Source organism: Propioniciclava tarda (genome assembly GCF_900182665.1).
Taxonomy (GTDB): domain Bacteria; phylum Actinomycetota; class Actinomycetes; order Propionibacteriales; family Propionibacteriaceae; genus Propioniciclava; species Propioniciclava tarda.
This window is the reverse complement of the sequence record NZ_FXTL01000016.1, coordinates 48,902-65,444: the sequence shown is the minus strand read 5'-3', so window position 1 is coordinate 65,444 and position 16,543 is coordinate 48,902. Positions and strand designations below refer to the sequence as shown.

Sequence of the window (16,543 nt, the reverse complement as noted above, 5' to 3'; positions counted from 1 at the left end):
CTGCGGACTCGACTCACCCTGCACAACCCAACAATTCCAGCCCAGAACCGATCAACGCGGCGGACTCGCGGACGGATTGTTCAGCAGGCTCCTAGCCCCACCCATCCACAGGATTTGATTATTGCTCGCGTGGTCGAGGGCCGGGACGGCCATGCCGTACTCGTGCCGCGGCCAAGCCTCGGGGTTGTGGAAGCCGACATCGTTCCCGACCAGCGTCATCTCGTGGTAGATCTCGATGACGTGCTCGCCCGGGGTGGTGAAGCGGACGCCGTCGCCCACCTCGAGGTTGTCGCCCTTGGAGAAGCGCTCGACGACGCAGTCGCCGAAGGCCTTGCCCTGGTTCTCGAAGCGCTCGAGGTCTTCGAGCTTCTCCACCTTGAAGCCGAACTTGACGGCGCCGACGCCGCCCTCTTCGAGGACGACCGAGTGGTGATCCCACTCGTCCCAGCCCTTGAAGTACGCCTTGCCGTCGCCCTCTTCCATCGGCTTCATGCCGAGGCTGTCGACATAGTGCTTCTTGGCCTCGGCCATGTCGGTCACGCGAATGTGCGCGTAACCCATACGCAGAACGCCCATGTGTTACTCCTTTGTCTTAGTGGGCGGAACGGGCCGCAGGGCCCTCAACAAACTGCTGGTGACGCGCAGCCGCTCGTCGCGCAACTCGATGGTGATGTCCCCGTCGGGGACCGCCCGGCACGACAGCACCGTGCCCGCGGCGACTTCCTCCGAGGTCAGCACGGTGTCGGCGACCGGGTGGTCGTACGTCACCGAGCCGTCTCGCAGGTCGACCTTGCACACCGCGCAGCCGCCTCGGCGGCAGCCGATGCGGTAGCCGAATCCGGACGCCGTCAAGGCGGCCAGGATCGTTTCGCCCGGCTTCACCAGCACGCGCTCGTTGTCCGGAAGGACGGTGAGCACGGACATGGACGACTCCTTCGACGTCTTGGTCAAACCTCCGACCGGTGGGTCGGTTGTCCGGTCATCACACAGCACCACCAACCGGACCGTCCCCAGCCGTTCCACACTGGCGAACACGGCCGGGTGTTCACAGCTTAAGCTTGTCAGCCATGCGATTGGTGGTTCAGCGAGCACTCTCTGCGGCCGTCTCGGTGGACGGCTCGGAAGTCGGTTCGCTGCCTTCGCCGGGGCTCGTGGTCTTGTGCGGCGTCACGGGGTCCGATACCGCGGCGGACGCCGAAAAGCTCGCTGACAAGGTGTGGAACCTACGCATCCTGGACGGCGAGCGGTCGGCGTCCGACGTCGGCGCGCCGCTGCTGGTCGTCTCGCAGTTCACGCTCTACGCCGACGTGCGCAAGGGGCGGCGTCCCTCCTGGTCGGACGCCGCCCCGCGCGCCGTCAGCGAGCCGCTCGTGGACGCCTTCGTCGCGGCCCTGCGGCGGCGGGGGGCGTCCGTGGCGACCGGACGGTTCGGCGAGCACATGCAGGTGTCTTTGGTGAACGACGGTCCGGTGACGCTGATCCTCGACAGTGCGACCTGGGCCTGAGGCGGTCCCGACGCCCGCAGGGGCGATCACTGTGCGCAACCCGGGCCTACAGCACCCGGTTGCGCACAAAGATCTTAACCCCTCTACGGGGAATCCCCACCCACCGGGAACACCCCAACCCCCCACGCCCCGAGGATCACTGTGCGCAACCCGGGCCTACAACACCCCGTTGCGCACAAAGATCGACGCGTAGAGCAGAACCGGGGCGGGAGCAGAACCAGGGAGCGGAGCACAACCAGGGAGCGGCAGCAGAGCCAGGGAGAGGGGCAGAACCTCTGCGAGGGGCCGAAGGACAGCGATCACTGTGCGCAACCCGGGCCTACAACACCCGGTTGCGCACAAAGATCGACGCCACGAGGGTGCCGAACCGCACAAAGATCCAGCAGCGAGTCACCGCCCGGCCACCCGCAGTCCCGCAGTCCCCGCAGTCGCGCAGTCCCGCAGTCCCGCAGTCCCGCAGTCCCGCAGACGACCGTCCCCTGGGCGGCGGACGCGGCTGCCCATAGGATGACCTGCGACACAGAAGCGGGGTGAAATGGCGCAGCTACTCGTGGTGACGCCGGACGCCTCCGACCCCGCCGCACCCGTGTCGTTGCCGGGGCTGGCGCTGTTGGCGCACACGATGCGCATCTGCCTGCCGGACGCCGACGCGCTGACGGCCGCGTCCCGGGTGGACGCCGTGGTCATCGACGCGCGCACCGACCTCGCCGCGGCGCGGACCGTGTGCCGGCTCTTCGTCGCCGCGGGGAATTCGGTGCCGCTACTGCTGGTGCTGTCGGAGGGTGGCTTCGTGGCGATCCGTCCGGACTGGGGCGTCGACGACATCGTCTGCGACACCGCCGGACCGGCCGAGTTCGAGGCGCGACTGCGGCTCTTGCTGGAACGCACCGAGGAGTCGAGCGTGCTGGCCACCGGTCCGCTCACGATCGACGAGAACGGCTACCACGCGGCCGTCAACGGGCGTCCGCTGGACTTGACGTACACCGAGTTCGAACTGCTGAAATACCTGGCGCAGCATCCCGGACGCGTCTTCAGCCGCGAACAGTTGCTCAGCGACGTCTGGGGCTACGACTACTACGGCGGCACCCGCACGGTCGACGTCCACGTGCGGCGCTTGCGCGCCAAGCTGGGCGTCGAGTTCGAGTCGCTGATCGGGACGGTCCGCAACGTGGGCTATCGGTTCTCCCCCGAAGGGATCCCGCGCGCGGACGAGTGAGGTCATCGTCGCGCAGACGAACTCGGTACAGCGTGGTTGTCGATGCCGAATTCGGCCTACATGGGGGCGATTCCGCTATCGAGAACCACGCTGTACCCGTTCGAGCTCAGCATCGGGGCCGCCAGTTGTCGAAACGGGTGACTAGGGCAGAGTCTTGGCCCATGGACGCCCCCCGTTTCACCGATGCCCTAACACCCGCCGAGGCCGACGAGGTGCTGGCGCTGTTCGACGCGGACACGCGTCCCGACGGGCAGGAGCCGCTCAACGAGGAGGCCCGCCTGCTGCTGCGACGCCCGGGAGCGACCCACTGGCTGGTCCGCGACGGTGCCGACCTGGCGGGCTATGCCCAGTGGCAGCCGGACGCGGGCACCGGACAGATCGTCGTCCACCCCGACCACCGCCGCCGCGGCCTCGGGACCGCCCTGCTCGCGGTCCTGCCCGAGCGCCGCGTCTGGGCCTTCGGGGCGGACGCTGCGGCGTCCGGTTTCGCGGACGCGTCCGGGCTGCAGCCGGTGCGTGAGCTGCTGGTTCTCGGCCGCGATCTGCCTGCTGACTTGGGCGGACGCCTCCCCGCCGACGTCAAGGTCACCGGCTTTACCGACGCGGACGCCGACGCCTTCATCGCGCTCAACGCCCGCGCCTTCGCGGGCCACCCGGAGCAGGGTCGCTTCTCGGCGTCCGACCTGGCGGCGCGCCGGGCCGAGGCCTGGTGGGACGCCGACGGCCTGCTGCTCGCGCGGCGCGGTGAGCGCCTGGTGGGCTTCCACTGGGTCAAGGTCCACCCGGACGGACGCGGCGAGGTCTACGTGATCGGCGTCGATCCGGACGCCGCGGGCGGCGGTCTCGGCCGCGGGCTCCTACAGGCCGGGCTCGACCGCCTCGCCGCCCTCGGCTGCCCGTCGGTGTTCCTCTACGTGGACGGCGACAACACGCGCGCCGTCGAGTTATACCGCCGCTCGGGCTTCGACGAGGTGCTGCGCGACGTCCTGTTCGCCTGACCGGGGCCGCCGGCGTCCGACGTGGACGACGTCACGTCCGCAGACGCGGCACCTACGCTTCCACGCATGATGATTTGGCGTGGATGGGGCGTTCTCGGGGTCTTGTTGCTGATCGGCGGCGGCGCGCTCGGCACCGCGGTGGCCAAGGGCGGCCTCGGCATGGGCGTCGGGATCATTCTGGGCGCGGTGGCCTGCTGGTTCGTGGGCTAGCAGTTGAACGTCGAGCGGCCCAAGGCGCTGGTGGCCCAGTACGCCCAGCAGCGGGGCGCCGAACTGCACACGCTCGCCGACGCCGGCACCTTTCACCTCGGCCCCGGCTACGCGCCGCCGACGTCCTTGGCGGAGGCTCATCAGCAGGCCGACCAGTTGCTTGGGCCGAAGTCGCGTCCGTCGCCAAGGCTCGGAGTAACGCCCACACCTCTTCGACATTCCGCTTCAGTACTGGGCCATCGGGGCCGCCCTGGGCGCGGTGACTGCCATCGCGTCGATGTTCCCGCGCCGCTAGGACGCCGTCGGTTCGGGTTGGCTTGCACGCCGCGGGACTGACAAGGTGGACGCCATGCGGACCCACTCGCCCGCCGCACGTCGCGCGGAGAAGCTCCGGTGATGGCAGGACGTCCCATCAGCGCCGCGGGGGTCGTCGCCCTGGACGCCTCCGAGCCGGAGCCCCGCGTCCTGCTCGTTCATCGCCCCGCGTACGACGACTGGTCGCTGCCGAAGGGCAAGCTGCACGCGGGCGAGGCCCTGCCGGCCTGCGCGGTGCGTGAGGCGCTCGAGGAGACGGGCGTCCGGGTGCGGCTCGAGGCTCCCGTCGGCGACATCACGTACCCGATCGGCAGCGGCCTCAAGACGGTCCACTACTGGCGGGCGTCGGCGATCGAGTCCAGCCCCCGTCCGCCGGACGCCGAGGTCGACAAGATCGCCTGGGTGCCCGTGCGGACGGCCCTCGCCCGCATGTCCTACGGCGACGAGCGGGCGATGGTCGACAAGGCGCTGGCGCTGCCGGCGTCCACCGCGTTTCTCATCGTGCGGCACGGCAAGGCGATGCTCCGCAAGAACTGGACCGGCCGCGACCAGGCGCGTCCGGTGGATGCACGCGGGCGCAAGCAGAGCGCCGCCCTCGTCCCGCTCCTGGACGCCTACGCCGTCGGCCGCCTGGACTCGTCCACGTCGACCCGGTGCGTCCAGACCTTCAAGCCGTACGCGAAGGCGTCCGGGCTGGAGGTCCGCGGCTGGTCGACGCTCTCGGAGGAACTCGCCAAGGGCAACGACAAGGCGGTCACCAAGCTGATGCGCCGGCTGGTCGCCGAGGCGTCGGGCGCGCGGATGCCGACCGCCGTCTGCGGGCATCGTCCCGTCCTGCCGACCATGCTCGTCGCGCTGGGCGTCGAGCCGCATCCGTTCCAGACGTCGGCCGTCCTGGTCACCCATCTGGACGCCGCCGGTGCGGTCGTCGCGTCGGAGTTCCACAAGCCGCTGGTGTGACGTGTGGGCTAGGGATTCCGAGCCGCGAGGGTGCCGAGGTTCGGCACGGACGCCGACGTAACCCCTGGACGCCGACGCTGCATCTTCGGCATCCGCACTCATCCTCGGCGACCGCTCTTGGCCTCGGCATCCCTGTTCAACCTCGGCATCCCTGCTCAACCTCGCAGTCCAGCCTTGGCCTCGACGTCCAACCGGTTCTCGTAGAGGCGCTGAGAGTCGGCGTCCCGTCCTCGCGGCCTACGCGTGGCGACCCGTTCACCGTGCGTTCACCCGCCGGGCAGGGACCCGTCACGACCGCTGCCTACCTTGATGACGGAGCCGCACGGCTCCCCAGGATGGACCGTCCTGGATTCCCATCTCGAAGGAAAAACGTCCGTGAGCATGAAGAAGCTGGCTACGCCTCTCGCGCTGTTCACCGCTTCCGCGCTGGCCCTGACCGGCTGCGCGAGCAACAACCCGACCTCCGGCGCTCCCGCCGCCTCGGGCGCCGCCGGCGCCCTCTCCGGCTCGATCTCGGGCGCCGGTGCGTCCTCCCAGGAGCAGGCCATGACCGCCTGGTCGACGGGCTTCAAGGCCGTCCAGTCCGGCGTCACCGTCCAGTACAACTCCGTCGGCTCCGGCTCGGGCCGCAAGAACTTCCTCGCCGGCCAGGTCGCCTTCGCCGGCTCGGACGCCGCCCTGAAGACCGACGAGTACGAGGCCAGCAAGGCGCTGTGCGGCCCGCAGGGTGCGTTCAGCATCCCGGCCTACGTGTCGCCGATCGCGATCGCCTACAACCTCAAGGACGTCAAGGGCCTCAAGCTGGACGCCGACACCGCGGCCAAGATCTTCAAGGGCACCATCACCACCTGGAACGATCCGGCGATCGCCGCCCTCAACGCGGGCGTCACGCTGCCGGCCACGAAGATCACCGTCGTGCACCGCTCGGACGACTCGGGCACCACCGAGAACTTCACCGACTACCTCGCCCAGGCCGCCTCCACCGTCTGGACGGACGCCAAGGCGCAGAAGTGGCCGATCGCCGGCCAGGAGTCCGCTCAGGGCACCAGCGGCGTCGTCAAGCTGATCACCGCCACGGACGGGGCCGTCGGCTACGCGGACGAGTCCGCGGTCGGCGCACTCGGCACCGCGCAGGTCAAGGTCGGGGACGCCTACGTCGGCCCGTCCGCCGCCGGCGCCGCCAAGGCTGTCGAGCTGAGCAAGCCGGTGGGTGGCCAGGCCGCCAACGACCTGGCCGTGAAGCTGGACCGCAAGCCCACGGACTCCTCGGCCTACCCGATCGTCCTGGTCAGCTACCACATCTTCTGCAACACCTACAAGGACGCCGCGACCGCCAACATGGTGAAGGCGTTCGGCAAGTACGTGGTGTCGGACGCCGGCCAGAAGGCCGCCGCCGCCGCCGCGAAGAACGCCCCCCTGTCGGCCAAGCTGAGTGCTGACGCCGCAGCCGCGATCGACAAGATCACGGCCGCGTCCTAAGCGATCCCACCCTGCAGGAAGCCCGCCCGCGGGTCGTCGAAGCTCGGTCCTTCGACGACCCGACGGGTTGGCCCTGCGCAGCCCCCTCCAGGAGGATGACCCCCATGGCAGCACCAGAGGTCGTCGCACCGCCGCTCGTGGCCGCGGACGACTCTCGTGGTCGCTTCGGCGACTCCTTCTTCCGCACCCTCACCCTGGCCGCCGGCATCCTCATCTTCGGGATCCTGGCCCTCGTCTCGCTCTACCTCATCATCGAGTCGCTGGCGGCCATCACGGCCAGCCCCGACAAGCTGAGCTCCGGCCAGCCGTTCTGGGCGTACGTCGCCCCGATCGCGCTCGGCACCCTGATGTGCGCGACCATCGCGATCGTCCTCTCCACCCCGGTCTCGATCGCCGTCGCCCTGTTCATCTCGCACTACGCGCCGGCCCGGGTCTCCAAGCCCGTCGGGTACGTCATCGACATCCTCGCCGCGATCCCCTCGGTCGTCTTCGGCGCCTGGGGCATGACCACCTTCGGCCCGGGCCTGGTGCCCTTCTACACCTGGCTGTCCCAGGTCTGCGCCCCGATCCCCGGCCTCAACCAGGTCTTCGGGACGGCGTCCACCACCGGACGGACGCTCCTGACGGCGTCCATCGTCTTGGCCATCATGATCCTGCCGATCATCACCTCCCAGTGCCGCGAGATCTTCATCCAGACGCCGCGCCTGCACGAGGAGGCCGCCCTGGCCCTCGGCAGCACCAAGTGGGACATGATCAAGGCCACCGTCTTCCCGTTCGCCCGCAACGGCATCGTGTCGGCCGTCATGCTCGGCCTCGGACGCGCCCTCGGCGAGACCATGGCCGTCACGCTCGTGCTGGCCCCGGGAATCCTCACCGCGAACCTCATCGGCGTCGGCAACATGACGATCCCCGCCGAGATCGCGCTCAACTACCCCGAGGCGTTCGGGATGCGGCAGAGCGAGCTGATCGCGGCCGGCCTCATCCTGTTCGTCATCACCCTGGGCGTGAACATGATCGCCCGCTGGATCGTCAGCCGGTACGCCGAGTTCTCAGGAGCCAACTGACATGGCCACCAACGTCATCGAGAACGGCGCCCGCGCCAACGTCCTGAGCAGCAACACCCTCCCCCGCTGGGCGTCGGCCGCGTGCATCGCGGGCAGCGCGGCGGCGTCCGGACTGATCTTCGCCCTCGCCGGCTGGAACACCCCCCTGTTCGCGATCCTGGCGGCGCTGCTGTACCTGGCCGCCTGGACGATCCTGAACGCGGCCGTCCGGGGCGGACGCCACGGCTCGAACGCCTTCTGGGCGACGCTGGTGTGGGTCGCGTTCTTCCTCGCCCTCGTGCCGCTCGTGTCGATCATCTGGACGGTCGTGAGCAACGGCGTCCGGGGGTTGACGACTTTCGGCTTTCTCGGCTCGGACATGACGGGCATCACCGGCGTCCAGGACCAGGCGGCCGCGGCCGGCCAGGCCGGCGTCCTCGGTGGCATCCAGCACGCGCTCGTCGGGTCGCTGCTGATCACCCTCGTGGCGACGCTGATCTCGGTGCCGATCGGGCTGCTGACGTCGATCTGGCTGGTCGAGTACAGCCGCGGCAGCTGGCTGGCGCGGCTGATCACCTTCCTGGTGGACGTCATGACGGGCATCCCGTCGATCGTGGCGGGCCTGTTCGCGGCCGGCGTCCTGATGACGTACTTCAACCTCATCGGCGGCGGTTACTCGGGGGGCAAGCAGGTCATGGGCTTCACGGCAGCCATCGCGCTGTCGGTGCTGATGATCCCCGTGGTCGTCCGCTCCACCGAGGAGATGCTGCGGGTCGTCCCCAACGAGCTGCGCGAGGCGTCCTATGCCCTCGGCGTCCGGAAGTGGCGGACGATCCTGCGGGTCGTGATCCCGACCGCGATCTCGGGTATCGCGTCCGGCGTGACGCTGGCGATCGCCCGCGTGGCCGGCGAGACGGCGCCGATCCTGCTCACCGCGGGCATGGCGACCTCGACCAACTGGAACGTCTTCAAGGGCTGGATGATGACCCTGCCGGTCTACATCTACCAGCAGCTGATGCGTCCGACGGCCCCGTCGGCGCCGGACCCGTCCACGCAGCGCGCCTGGGGCGCCGCCCTGGTGCTCATCCTGATCGTGATGGGGCTGAACCTCATCGCCCGGGCCATCGCCGCCGCCTTCGCACCCAAGACCTCCGGACGCTGAGGCGTCCGACCGAGAGAAGAGAGCCATGTCCAAGCGCATCGAAGCCGACGACGTCGACATCTACTACGGCAAGTTCAAGGCCGTCGAGGGCGTCACGATGACGATCGAGCCCCGCAGCGTGACCGCCTTCATCGGGCCGTCCGGGTGCGGTAAGACCACGTTCCTCCGCTCGATCAACCGCATGCACGAGGTCATCCCCGGCGCCTACGTCGACGGCAAGATCACCCTCGACGGCGACAACATCTACGACCCGGGCGTCGACCCGGTCACGGTGCGCGGGCTGGTCGGCATGGTGTTCCAGCGGCCGAACCCGTTCCCGACGATGAGCATCCGCGACAACGTGCTGGCCGGCTACAAGATCAACGGACGCCGCCTGGCGAAGTCGGACGCCGACGACCTGGTCGAGCGCTCGCTCCGCGGCGCGAACCTCTGGGAAGAGGTCAAGGACCGCCTGGACCGTCCGGGCTCGGGGCTGTCGGGTGGCCAGCAGCAGCGCCTCTGTATCGCCCGGACGGTGGCCGTGAACCCCAAGGTGATCCTGATGGACGAGCCCTGCTCGGCCCTGGACCCCATCTCGACGCTCGCCATCGAGGACCTGATCCGCGAGCTCAAAGAGGATTACACGATCGTCATCGTGACCCACAACATGCAGCAGGCCGCCCGCGTCTCCGACGTGACCGCGTTCTTCAACATCGAGGGCACCGGTAAGCCGGGCAAGCTCATCGAGATGGGTCCGACCGAGAAGATCTTCTCCACCCCGGACGTCCGCGCGACCGAGGACTACATCACCGGACGCTTCGGATAGTCGCGGGCGACGCGGTCGGCCGCAAACGCTCACCTTCGCCGCAAACGCTCACCCCTGGACGTCAGCGCATCCACCCGGGGTGAGCGTTTGTCGCCTTGACAGCTCAGCGGGCCTGCGTGCCCTGCTGGTAGCGCAGCTGCCACCCGTCATCGGTCTTCAGCCACACCGCCGCGCGGTTCACCACGCCGTGCTTGGAGTGGCCCTTCCACAGCAGCAGGATCACGCCCTCGCCGAGCCGGTCGACCGAAACGACCTCCATCGTGATGCTGCCCTTGAGCGGCGCCAGGTGGTCGTGCAGGTCGGCGAAGTGCACCTCGCTGCCGCCGAAGCCGAACTGGAAGAAGTCGGGGTGGACGTACCGCTGCCACTGCGCGGCGTCGTGGCGCACGTCGTCACGGAGCATCAGGCGGGCCCGCTCGATGACCTCGAGCTGGTCGTCGTCCAGGGCAGCGGGAGCCATGTCAGTCATGGTCAGCATTATGGGCCACGGCATCGGCTCGCGAAGGGGATTCGGTGAGCACCTACGATGGCCGACATGAGCAGAGCTGGCTGGTACCCGGATCCGGGTGGCGCCCCGGGCATGTTCCGGTACTGGGACGGCACCTCTTGGGCGTCCACCGTCAGTTCGCAGCCCTTCGGCCCTCCTCAGCCGGACGCCGGTGGCGGCCAGCCGCTGACGTCGCGTCCGCAGCCGACGTACGCGTCGGCGTCCTATCAGCAGCCCGGAAAGCCCACCTCGGGGCTGAAGCAGCTCGCCTGGGGCGTGCTCGTCCTGGCCGTCGTAGGCGCGCTGGTGTTCGGCGGGCTGCAGCTGCTGCGCAGCATCGGGCTCAGCCCGTTCGAGCCGAACACCCCCAGCAACCCGAGTACCAACCCCTGCCCGCCCGAGAAGCTGACGCCGCCGACCATTCCGCCGCCGGCCAACGACGGACGCGTCCACGGCGGCAAGCTGTCCTATCCGATGCTCGGCTCCCCCTGGGGCGCGCCGAAGGACGACCAGCGGCTGCCGTTCGGACGGGACGTCTCCGTCCAGGACGTCATGGTCGAGCAGAACTTCGACGGCAAGGGCAGCTCGTGGGTGGCGTCCGTGCTGGTGGGCGAGCTGATCGCCGGTGACGGCTTCTTCAGCCCCAAGGAGGGCGCCGACCTGATCGCCAAGTGCGCGATGGCGCGGTTCTACAGCGACGCGCTCGTGCAGCGCAACGACCAGGTCAGCAAGGCGATCACCATCTCGGGCAAGGAGGGCTGGGTCATCGAGACCCACCTGACCTTCGACATCAAGGGTCTGCAGACGAAGGGCGAGACGGCGATCTTCCTGGTGATGCCGACGTCGGCGACGTCGTCCAGCATCTACTACGCCTCGATCCCAGACACGACGCCGCAGTACCTGAGCGTGGCCCGCGACGTGATGGCCCAGCTCCAGGTCGACCCCTAGCGGGGGCCTAGCCTCGGACGGCGATGCAGTCCGACAGCCCGACCTTCGACTTCAGCGCCAGCACGTTCGCCGTCGCCGTCGCCAGCCGCTTGGCCAGGTCCGGGTCGGACGCCGCCGCTGCGGCCAGCCCGCCGATGGCGGCCTCGGCCACGCTCGGATCGGACACCACGGCGAGTTCTCCGCCGACCTTGATGAAGCGCCAGACCCGCTCTGACGCCGGCACGGCGGCCAGCGACTTCGCCGCCAGGTCGTCGCTGAGCAGGACGCCGTCGAAGCGAAGGTCCTCGCGGGCCATCGCCATGACGGCGGCCGAGTACACCGCGGGCGAGGCCGGATCGATCTTCGCGAACGTCGCCGTCGAGACACCGATGGCGTCAGCGCCCGAGCCGGACGCCATCCGGTAGGTCGCTTGGGACTCGTCGGCGGGAGCAACGGTCGTGTCCGTGGCCGGTCCGGCGTCGGTCGCGTCCGGGCCGGCGGGCAGGGCGCCCATGCCGGGATAGTGGGTGACCGCGACCGCGACGCCAGTGTTGTCAGCGCCGGCGAGGATGCCGTCGAGCAGGTCGGCGACTGTGTTGACGTCCTTGCCGAGCAAGCGCGGGTTCTTGGTGGCGCCCAGCGCCAGGTCGCCGGACGGCGCGAGGTTGAGGTTGACGCCGGCGTCCGCCAGCTGGCCGTACCAGGTCTGCCAGGACGTCTGGGCCTTGTCGGGCGGCAGCACGCCCTGGTCGGCGGGCGCCGGGATGGCGTCGAAACCGGGTCCGGACAAGGACTGATGCGCGCCGCCCTCCTGGGCGACGGCGACGAGCAGCCCGGCGTCCGTCAGCGGCTTCGTGACCGCGCTGATGGCGCCGACGCCGGTGCGGAAGGTGCCCGTGAGGACGACTCCCCCGGCATGCGTCTTGGTGAGCAGGGCGGTCGTGGCGGCGTCCGGGGCGTGGGCGAGCCCGATGAGCACGACCTCGCCGGCCTGCTGCTGGACGGTGAGCTTGGTCGCGGCCGCGGCGCAGTCCTGGTCGGAGAGGTCGAGCGTGGGGCCGTCGGACGGCCCCGGAGACGCCGTGGTCAGCGACGGCTCCGGCTGCGTCGGACGCGTCTGCGCGCAGCCCGTGAGGGCCAGCGAGCCGACCGTAAGGGCGGCGGCCCAGCGACGTGCGCTCATGCGGACTCCTCCGTCAGGTTCAAGGCCAGCAACGCGTTCTCGACGACCTCGGTCAGCGCCGGATGGATCCAGTACTGACCGCGCGCCATCGTCACCACGTCGGTGCCCAGCGTCATCGCCTGGATCAGCGGCTGGATCAGCAGCGACGCCTGCATGCCGATGAGGTGGGCGCCGACGAGGCGTCCCGTCGCGCGGTCGGCGACGAGCTTGCAGCAGCTCGTGTCGTCCGCGGTGGCCCAACCGTAGGCGACCGAGCCGAACTCCTGGACGGCGACCGCGACGTCGAGACCGGCCGCGCGGGCGGCGTCCTCGGTGAGCCCCACGGAGGCAATCTGCGGGTGCGTGAACACCGCGTGCGGCACCGGGCGGTCGTCGTTGCTGCGGGGCGCGTCCGGGTGGAGCAGGTTGTGCTGGACGATCCGCGCCTCGTGGTTGGCGACGTGCTTGAGCTGCCCATGGGAGCAGACATCCCCCAGCGCCCAGACGCCCTCGGCGGTGGTCCGCTGTTGGGCGTCCACGACGACGTAACCGTCGGCGTCCAGCTCGATGCCCGCGGCCTGGACGCCGAGCCGGTCGCCGTTGGGGTGGCGTCCGGTGGCGATCAGAACGAGTTCGGCGGTCACCTCGGACGGCCCGTCGGGGCCGTCCAGCGACAGCCGGACGCCGTCGGCGGCGGCGTCCGCCCTGGTCACGCGAGTGTTCAGCCGGAGGTCGACGTAGGACGCCGCGGCGCGCGTGTAGCGGCGCGCGATCTCGGCGTCCTCGCGGGCGAGCATCCGTTGGCCGCGGTGGATCACGGTCACGTGGACGCCGTACGCCGAGAACACGTGTGCGAACTCGGCCGCGATGAACCCGCCGCCGATGATCGCCAGCGACGTCGGCAGGGCGTCCAGGCGCATGATCGTGTCGGAGGTGTGCACGCGGTCCGCGACGGCGTCCAGGCCCTCGATGTCGGGCCGCACCGCGCGGGAGCCGGCGGCGATCACGAACCGGTCCGCGGTGATCGTCTCGTCGCCGATCTGCAGCGTCTTGGGGGCGACGAAGCGTGCGGTCTGCCGGTACAGCGTCAGGTTGGACGCCGACGCGCGCCACCGCTCGCCGCCCTCCGCGATGGGATCGATGCGTCCGAAGACGCGGTCGCGGACGCCCGCGAAGTCGACGCTCGGGGCGTCCATGGAGACGTTGACGCGGGCGGCCTCCCCGGGCGTCCGGAGCAGGTCGGCCGGGTAGACGAACATCTTCGTCGGGATGCAGCCCTTGTTCAGACACGTGCCCCCGAACGGCACCCCGTCGTCCACAAGCGCGACGGACAGGTCAGCGAACCGCTCGTCGATCAGGCTGTTGCCCGATCCCGAGCCGATCACGCAGAGGTCGAAGTGCGGCATGGGTCGAGTCTTTCACGCGGACAAACACTGGCAGGATCGGCTCTCATGGGGATCTCAGAGACCGACTACGCCTTCCTGGTCCGCTCCGTGGACCTCGCCGAGCAGGCACTGGACGCCGGGGACGAGCCGTTCGGCTCGTTGCTGGTGGACGCCTCCGGTGCGGTGCTGCGGGAAGAGCGCAATCACGTCGGCGGCGGCGACCACACGAGGCATCCGGAGCTGGCGCTTGCCGTGTGGGCGGCGTCCGAACTCGGCCACGAGGAGCGGGGCCGGGCGACGGTCTACACCTCCGGCGAGCACTGCCCGATGTGCGCGGCCGCCCACGCCTGGGTGGGCCTCGGGCGGATCGTGTACGCCGCTTCGTCCGCGCAGTTGGGCGAGTGGCTGGCCGAGTGGGGCGTCCCTGAGGGGCCGGTGAACTGCCTGCCGATCTCCGAGATCGCGCCCGGGGTGCCGACCGATGGGCCCGCTCCAGAACTCACCGGACGCCTCCGCGAGCTCCACCGGCGCTCCCGGCAGCGCTGACGGCGCAGGGGCCTTGGTCAACGATCATCGGTTGGCCGAGGGCGTCGGGTTCACGGCACCTGGGGCTTCGGCAAGCTCAGCCATCGGCACGATGTGGGGCTACCGGCGTCCGAAGGGCAGCAGCACCGGCGTCCGACGCTTGTACTCCTCGTAGTCGGCCTGGCCGCCCCACTTCTTGTCGGCCTTCGCCTCCAAGAGCGGGATGCCGGACAGCTTGATGAGCAGCAGCGCCACGAACACCGGCGACAGCAGCGCGATGTACTGCCAGCCGCTCAGGGCGGGCAAGGCGATGATGGCGACGCCGATCCAGAGCAGGATCTCGCCGAAGTAGTTCGGGTGGCGCGAGACGGACCACAGGCCAGTACTGATGAAGCGTCCGGCGTTGGCGGGATCGGCCTTGAAGCGCGACTTCTGCAGGTCGGCGACGACCTCGAAACCGAATCCGATCAGCCAGACCACGAGGCCGACCGCAGCGAAGGCGTCCAACGGCACCTTGGACGCCGACGTCATGGCGATCCAGGCGGCCGCGGCGGTCATGGTGACCCAGAGGCCCTGGATGGTCCAGACGGACAGGAAGCGGGTCAGGTTGGGCTTGATCTCGTCGAACCGATCGTCGGCGCCACTACGCCGGACGCGTGTGAACAGGAACGAGCCCAGCCGGGCCGCCCAGATGACGACCAGTGCCCCGAGCAGCCAGCCGCGGGCGTCCTGGCCGGGCGTGAGCAGCGCGATGAGGACCGTCAGCGAGATGTAGGTGAGGCTGCCGGTGAGGTCGAAGAAGTGCTCGGTCTGCGCCCGGTACGAGGGCACGAACACGATCCACTGGATGACGAACGCCGCGGCGACCGCGAGTGCGAACACCGGCCAGCCGGCGACGCGCGCGCCACCTTGGCTGCCGGCGAGGGCGACGAGGGCGCCCAGGACGACGACGATGAGGGTCCGGACGAGTCCGGCGCGGTCGAGTTTCATGGCAGCTCCTCGGATGGCACACGTTTGAAAGTCATGAACTATTCAATCCGTGAACATAGTGGGTTATTCCGCGTCCCGCCAGATCATCGGCCACGAGCAACGGTGCGCGAGAGGTGTCCGAGAGGTGTCCGTGAGTGAGGAGGCGAGCAGAGGCGTCCAAGCTCGTCGACGCAGGCGTCCGAGCAGGTGAACTCAGCGGAGGCGTCCGAGCAGGTCGACGAGCGACACCCCGTCGGGACCCACCTCGACCACCACCGCACCGGACGCCCGCGCAGACTCCAGTCCGCCGGGCGAGTCCTCGACGGCGAGGCAGCGCTCGATCGGGACGCCGAGGCGCCGAGCCCCCTCGAGGAACGGATCCGGGGCCGGCTTGCCGCGCGCGGTGTCGAGCGGGGTGACCAACACTGTCGGCTCGAAGCCGGCGGCCCGCAGCCGGACCCACGCCAGCCGCGGCACCGCGCTGGTGACGACCGCCCAGGGCGTCCTGCGCTCGTCCAGCCAGGCGATCAGCTCGTGCGCTCCAGGTAGCGCCCGGACGCCGTCGGTCACTTCGCACTCCCGGTCGAGCAGGCGATCGAACTCGGCGGCGATGAACTCGGCGGACGCCTCGGGGAAGAGTCGGCGCAGCGAATAGTCCGCCGGGACGCCGTGGATCATCGCCAGCACGGATGCCGGGTCGAGGCCGTGCCGGACGGCGACCTCGGTCCAGCAGCGCTCGACGACGGGATAGGAGTCCAGGAGGGTGCCGTCCATATCGAACAGGACGGCGTCCAGGACGCCGACGTCGACGTGGTCCAACCGGTCGCGAGTCATGAGCCCATTCTCACCCGAGCCCGCCGCCTGTCCGGACGCGTCCGGGCTCGCTCGCCCCGGGAGGGCTGAGGCTGGACTCAGCAGCAGCCGGACGCGCGCTCGTCGGGCGAGCAGCACGGCACGATGTCAACGACCTCGACGCCCAACTCGCCCAGCAGCTCGGCCACGCGGGCCTTGATGTCGTCGCGGATCGGCCGGACGGCGTCCACGCCCTGCCCCGCGGGGTCGGCGAGCGTCCAGTCGAGGTAGCGCTTGCCCGGGAAGTACGGGCACGTGTCGCCGCAGCCCATCGTGATGACGACATCGGACGCCTCGACGGCTTCGGCGGTCAGGACCTTCGGGACCTCGGCCGAGATGTCGATCCCCTCCTCGAGCATCGCCTCACGGACGGCGGGGTTGATGGACGCCGCGGGCGCCGATCCCGCCGAGCGCACCTCGACGGCGCCCCCGGACAGGTGGTGGGCGTAGGCCGCGCCCATCTGGGACCGTCCGGCGTTGTGGACGCAGACGAACATCACGGACGGCTTGGCGTGGGTCATGGCGGCTCCTTCGAGGGCTGGC

19 protein-coding genes are annotated in these 16,543 nt (G+C 69.8%); 11 read left to right on the top strand and 8 right to left on the bottom strand.

The annotated features are described in order from the left end of the window. Positions 1-51 precede the first annotated feature (51 nt). Both FN821_RS11660 and FN821_RS11655 read right to left on the bottom strand, forming a co-directional pair. Positions 52-576 (bottom strand): hypothetical protein, encoded by a 525-nt coding sequence (locus FN821_RS11660; protein WP_131172780.1) that lies wholly within the window; start codon positions 574-576, stop codon positions 52-54. A gap of 3 nt (positions 577-579) precedes the next feature. Beyond that, a complete protein-coding gene (locus FN821_RS11655) occupies positions 580-924 on the bottom strand; it encodes a 2Fe-2S iron-sulfur cluster-binding protein (RefSeq protein ID WP_131172779.1) in 345 nt (114 codons plus the stop codon). Positions 925-1,067: 143 nt separating this feature from the next. On the opposite strand from FN821_RS11655, the gene dtd reads away from it, so the two are divergent. The 9 genes from dtd to pstB all read left to right on the top strand — a co-directional run bounded on the left by dtd (position 1,068) and on the right by pstB (position 9,693). Continuing rightward, positions 1,068-1,505 carry a D-aminoacyl-tRNA deacylase gene (gene dtd, locus FN821_RS11650; protein WP_131172778.1) on the top strand — a complete coding sequence of 146 codons (438 nt, stop codon included), beginning with the start codon at positions 1,068-1,070 and terminating at the stop codon, positions 1,503-1,505. Positions 1,506-2,040: 535 nt separating this feature from the next. Further along, positions 2,041-2,721, top strand: coding sequence for a winged helix-turn-helix transcriptional regulator (locus FN821_RS11645; protein WP_131172777.1), 681 nt, complete (start codon positions 2,041-2,043; stop codon positions 2,719-2,721). Positions 2,722-2,882: 161 nt separating this feature from the next. Next, positions 2,883-3,719: a mycothiol synthase gene (gene mshD / locus FN821_RS11640; protein WP_131172776.1), complete on the top strand. Its 837-nt coding sequence runs from the start codon at positions 2,883-2,885 to the stop codon at positions 3,717-3,719. A 66-nt stretch (positions 3,720-3,785) separates the two neighbouring features. Next, positions 3,786-3,929: a hypothetical protein gene (locus FN821_RS14315; RefSeq protein WP_165489355.1), complete on the top strand. Its 144-nt coding sequence runs from the start codon at positions 3,786-3,788 to the stop codon at positions 3,927-3,929. Between the two features lie 396 nt (positions 3,930-4,325). Continuing rightward, complete coding sequence (locus tag FN821_RS11635) at positions 4,326-5,204, top strand: NUDIX hydrolase (RefSeq protein ID WP_131172775.1); 879 nt, start codon at positions 4,326-4,328, stop codon at positions 5,202-5,204. A gap of 381 nt (positions 5,205-5,585) precedes the next feature. Next, a complete protein-coding gene (pstS, locus tag FN821_RS11630) occupies positions 5,586-6,683 on the top strand; it encodes a phosphate ABC transporter substrate-binding protein PstS (RefSeq protein WP_131172784.1) in 1,098 nt (365 codons plus the stop codon). 104 nt (positions 6,684-6,787) lie between these two features. After that, positions 6,788-7,747, top strand: a complete 960-nt coding sequence (pstC, locus tag FN821_RS11625; protein WP_206662102.1) for a phosphate ABC transporter permease subunit PstC — start codon at positions 6,788-6,790, stop codon at positions 7,745-7,747. Between the two features lies 1 nt (position 7,748). Continuing rightward, on the top strand, positions 7,749-8,888 hold the full coding sequence (gene pstA / locus FN821_RS11620) for a phosphate ABC transporter permease PstA (protein ID WP_131172773.1): 1,140 nt from the start codon (positions 7,749-7,751) through the stop codon (positions 8,886-8,888). 25 nt (positions 8,889-8,913) lie between these two features. Further along, positions 8,914-9,693 carry a phosphate ABC transporter ATP-binding protein PstB gene (gene pstB / locus FN821_RS11615; protein ID WP_131172772.1) on the top strand — a complete coding sequence of 260 codons (780 nt, stop codon included), beginning with the start codon at positions 8,914-8,916 and terminating at the stop codon, positions 9,691-9,693. Positions 9,694-9,796: 103 nt separating this feature from the next. Here the strand turns inward: pstB and FN821_RS11610 are convergent, their stop codons facing one another. Beyond that, positions 9,797-10,162 carry a nuclear transport factor 2 family protein gene (locus FN821_RS11610; RefSeq protein ID WP_131172771.1) on the bottom strand — a complete coding sequence of 122 codons (366 nt, stop codon included), beginning with the start codon at positions 10,160-10,162 and terminating at the stop codon, positions 9,797-9,799. A 66-nt stretch (positions 10,163-10,228) separates the two neighbouring features. Here FN821_RS11610 and FN821_RS11605 point away from each other — a divergent pair, with 66 nt between their 5' ends. After that, positions 10,229-11,128 (top strand): DUF2510 domain-containing protein, encoded by a 900-nt coding sequence (locus FN821_RS11605; RefSeq protein WP_165489354.1) that lies wholly within the window; start codon positions 10,229-10,231, stop codon positions 11,126-11,128. A gap of 7 nt (positions 11,129-11,135) precedes the next feature. Here the strand turns inward: FN821_RS11605 and FN821_RS11600 are convergent, their stop codons facing one another. After that, positions 11,136-12,290, bottom strand: coding sequence for a glycoside hydrolase family 3 N-terminal domain-containing protein (locus FN821_RS11600; protein ID WP_131172769.1), 1,155 nt, complete (start codon positions 12,288-12,290; stop codon positions 11,136-11,138). After that, positions 12,287-13,675 (bottom strand): mycothione reductase, encoded by a 1,389-nt coding sequence (locus tag FN821_RS11595; protein WP_131172768.1) that lies wholly within the window; start codon positions 13,673-13,675, stop codon positions 12,287-12,289. Before FN821_RS11595 ends, FN821_RS11600 begins: the two co-directional genes overlap by 4 nt. A gap of 45 nt (positions 13,676-13,720) precedes the next feature. Here FN821_RS11595 and FN821_RS11590 point away from each other — a divergent pair, with 45 nt between their 5' ends. After that, positions 13,721-14,200 carry a nucleoside deaminase gene (locus FN821_RS11590; protein WP_131172767.1) on the top strand — a complete coding sequence of 160 codons (480 nt, stop codon included), beginning with the start codon at positions 13,721-13,723 and terminating at the stop codon, positions 14,198-14,200. Between the two features lie 99 nt (positions 14,201-14,299). On the opposite strand, the gene FN821_RS11585 is transcribed toward FN821_RS11590, so the two are convergent. The 3 genes from FN821_RS11585 to FN821_RS11575 form a co-directional block, all read right to left on the bottom strand. Then, positions 14,300-15,169 (bottom strand): DUF1295 domain-containing protein, encoded by an 870-nt coding sequence (locus FN821_RS11585; protein WP_131172766.1) that lies wholly within the window; start codon positions 15,167-15,169, stop codon positions 14,300-14,302. Positions 15,170-15,361: 192 nt separating this feature from the next. Continuing rightward, on the bottom strand, positions 15,362-15,982 hold the full coding sequence (locus tag FN821_RS11580) for an HAD-IA family hydrolase (RefSeq protein ID WP_131172765.1): 621 nt from the start codon (positions 15,980-15,982) through the stop codon (positions 15,362-15,364). 77 nt (positions 15,983-16,059) lie between these two features. Then, a complete protein-coding gene (locus tag FN821_RS11575; RefSeq protein WP_131172764.1) occupies positions 16,060-16,521 on the bottom strand; it encodes an arsenate reductase ArsC in 462 nt (153 codons plus the stop codon). Positions 16,522-16,543 lie beyond the last annotated feature (22 nt).

Coding starts and splice junctions, on each gene's coding strand:
- FN821_RS11660 (WP_131172780.1), bottom strand. CDS start 576: ATGGGCGTTCTGCGTATGGGTTACGCGCACATTCGCGTGACCGACATG.
- FN821_RS11655 (WP_131172779.1), bottom strand. CDS start 924: ATGTCCGTGCTCACCGTCCTTCCGGACAACGAGCGCGTGCTGGTGAAG.
- dtd (WP_131172778.1), top strand. CDS start 1,068: ATGCGATTGGTGGTTCAGCGAGCACTCTCTGCGGCCGTCTCGGTGGAC.
- FN821_RS11645 (WP_131172777.1), top strand. CDS start 2,041: ATGGCGCAGCTACTCGTGGTGACGCCGGACGCCTCCGACCCCGCCGCA.
- mshD (WP_131172776.1), top strand. CDS start 2,883: ATGGACGCCCCCCGTTTCACCGATGCCCTAACACCCGCCGAGGCCGAC.
- FN821_RS14315 (WP_165489355.1), top strand. CDS start 3,786: ATGATGATTTGGCGTGGATGGGGCGTTCTCGGGGTCTTGTTGCTGATC.
- FN821_RS11635 (WP_131172775.1), top strand. CDS start 4,326: ATGGCAGGACGTCCCATCAGCGCCGCGGGGGTCGTCGCCCTGGACGCC.
- pstS (WP_131172784.1), top strand. CDS start 5,586: ATGAAGAAGCTGGCTACGCCTCTCGCGCTGTTCACCGCTTCCGCGCTG.
- pstC (WP_206662102.1), top strand. CDS start 6,788: ATGGCAGCACCAGAGGTCGTCGCACCGCCGCTCGTGGCCGCGGACGAC.
- pstA (WP_131172773.1), top strand. CDS start 7,749: ATGGCCACCAACGTCATCGAGAACGGCGCCCGCGCCAACGTCCTGAGC.
- pstB (WP_131172772.1), top strand. CDS start 8,914: ATGTCCAAGCGCATCGAAGCCGACGACGTCGACATCTACTACGGCAAG.
- FN821_RS11610 (WP_131172771.1), bottom strand. CDS start 10,162: ATGACTGACATGGCTCCCGCTGCCCTGGACGACGACCAGCTCGAGGTC.
- FN821_RS11605 (WP_165489354.1), top strand. CDS start 10,229: ATGAGCAGAGCTGGCTGGTACCCGGATCCGGGTGGCGCCCCGGGCATG.
- FN821_RS11600 (WP_131172769.1), bottom strand. CDS start 12,290: ATGAGCGCACGTCGCTGGGCCGCCGCCCTTACGGTCGGCTCGCTGGCC.
- FN821_RS11595 (WP_131172768.1), bottom strand. CDS start 13,675: ATGCCGCACTTCGACCTCTGCGTGATCGGCTCGGGATCGGGCAACAGC.
- FN821_RS11590 (WP_131172767.1), top strand. CDS start 13,721: ATGGGGATCTCAGAGACCGACTACGCCTTCCTGGTCCGCTCCGTGGAC.
- FN821_RS11585 (WP_131172766.1), bottom strand. CDS start 15,169: ATGAAACTCGACCGCGCCGGACTCGTCCGGACCCTCATCGTCGTCGTC.
- FN821_RS11580 (WP_131172765.1), bottom strand. CDS start 15,982: ATGACTCGCGACCGGTTGGACCACGTCGACGTCGGCGTCCTGGACGCC.
- FN821_RS11575 (WP_131172764.1), bottom strand. CDS start 16,521: ATGACCCACGCCAAGCCGTCCGTGATGTTCGTCTGCGTCCACAACGCC.